This window comes from Trebonia sp., assembly GCF_049794275.1.
Lineage (GTDB): Bacteria > Actinomycetota > Actinomycetes > Streptosporangiales > Streptosporangiaceae > Trebonia.
The window spans coordinates 1-1,904 of the sequence record NZ_JBARCR010001137.1; the positions used below are offsets into that span (position 1 = coordinate 1).

3 protein-coding genes are annotated in these 1,904 nt (G+C 67.5%); all 3 read left to right on the forward strand.

All coding sequences use genetic code 11. The features are described from left to right. The coding region (locus tag WA805_RS28220; protein WP_425243842.1) for a DapH/DapD/GlmU-related protein at positions 1-464 on the forward strand (464 nt) is incomplete at its 5' end. A gap of 89 nt (positions 465-553) precedes the next feature. Then, positions 554-1,312, forward strand: a complete 759-nt coding sequence (locus WA805_RS28225; protein ID WP_422278467.1) for a TIGR00730 family Rossman fold protein — start codon at positions 554-556, stop codon at positions 1,310-1,312. 193 nt (positions 1,313-1,505) lie between these two features. After that, positions 1,506-1,904: hypothetical protein (locus WA805_RS28230; RefSeq protein WP_425243843.1), on the forward strand; the 399-nt coding region annotated here is incomplete at its 3' end.

The following is a 1,904-nucleotide window of genomic DNA, read 5'->3' on the forward strand; positions in this document are numbered from 1 at the left end:
TGAACATCGGCGCGTACGTGGACTCCGGCACGATGGTGGACACCTGGGCGACGGTCGGCTCCGGCGCGCAGATCGGGAAGAACGTGCACCTGTCCGGCGGGGTGGGGATCGGCGGCGTGCTCGAGCCGCCGAACGCCGTCCCGGTCGTCATCGAGGACGAGTGCATGATCGGCTCGCGGTCGATCGTGGCCGAGGGGGCCAGGGTCCGGACCGGGGCGGTGCTCGGGTCGGGCACCAACATCACGAAGTCGACGCACGTGATCGACGTGAACACCGGCGAGGAGCTGCTGCGCGGCGAGGTGCCCGCCTGGTCGGTGGCGGTGAACGGGACGCGGTTCCGCAAGTTCCCCGGCGGGGAGTTCGGGATGCCCGCCGTGCTCATCCTGAAGCGGCTCACCGCGGGCGAGCGGCACGACAAGACCGAGCTCAACGCCATCCTGCGGGACCACGGCGCAGACGGGTAAGGCGGACGCGGAGTTCGCCTGCGGTTTGCCGGACATGCCGCGTGTTCCGCACCAGAGCACTCACCGCTAGTGGCTACCGTTGATATGTCATGACCGTCAGTAATTCACCGCCGCACCGCCGGGTCCGCCGCCAGGGACCGGTGACATTGCGCGATAAGCAGATACCCGCGACCACGACCGATCAGCGCTTGCTCGACCGGCGCGGGCCGTCGGACTGGGTGCACACCGACCCGTGGCGGGTGATGCGCATCCAGGCGGAGTTCGTGGAGGGCTTCGGCCTGCTGGCCGAGCTCGGCATCGCGGTGTCGGTCTTCGGCTCAGCGCGCTCCCAGCGGGAGTCCCCTGAGTACAAGCTGGCCGAGGAGATATCGGCAGGGCTGGTCCGGGCCGGCTACACGGTGATCACCGGTGGCGGCCCGGGGATCATGGAAGCCGCCAACAAGGGCGCAGCGGAGGCCGGCGGGGTCTCGGTCGGCCTCGGCATCGAACTGCCGCTGGAGAGCGGCCTCAACGACTACGTGAATGTAGGCGTGGAGTTCCGTTACTTCTTCGTCAGGAAGACCATCTTCGTCAAGTACTCCCAGGCGTTCGTCGTGCTGCCCGGCGGGTACGGCACGATGGACGAGCTGTTCGAGGCGCTCACGCTGGTCGCCACCGGGAAGATCACCATGTTCCCGATCGTCCTGGTCGGCAGCGACTACTGGGCACCGCTGCTCGACTTCCTGAAGAACACCATGCTCGGCAGGGGCTTCATCGGCGCCAGCGAGCTGGCGCTGCTGCGCGTCGTCGACGACCCTGAAGAGGTCGTCAAGATCATCAAGGAAGCCCACACGGACCTCGAGTTCTAACCCTCCGCCAGCGCGCCAGTCCCGTCCCGCATCGCGAGACGATCGCGACTTAGGAGCAGAAAATTACGCAAAACCGGGGATAACAGCAAGAAAAGTGTAACGATCTGCTCCTAAGTCCCCGGGCACGTGCTGATGCGCAGAAACCGGGGCTCGGCGTGCTTGTGCACTGGTCCGGGCGTGGCACGATTCATATGTGTCAGTCGTATTGCTGATCGCGGGTCTGGTCATCCTGATCGCCGTGATACTTGTCGCCGCCGGGCGCGGCGGCGAACTTCCGGCGGAGCGTGCCGACTATGCCCCGCTCGACCTGGGCCCCGGGTCCGCGACAGACGTCGCGCTGCTGCGACCGCCGGCGAACGCGTGGGGCTACAACATGCAGGCCACCGACGAGGCGATGGCACAGGTCGCCGAGTCGATCAGGGAACGTGACATCCGGATCGTCGCCCTTGAGCAACTGGTCACCGACCTGACCAGGGAGCCCGCGCCGCCACCGCTCACCAGTCCCTACGTCGGCGCGCGGCGCCGTGCCCTGCCGGAGGGCGTCGAGCCCGTCCAACAGCCGGGAATGACTCCGGCGGCCGCGGCGCCCCTG

What these genes read in the sequence shown, in the direction of transcription:
- WA805_RS28225 (WP_422278467.1), top strand. Translation starts at nt 554, where the DNA reads ATGACCGTCAGTAATTCACCGCCGCACCGCCGGGTCCGCCGCCAGGGA.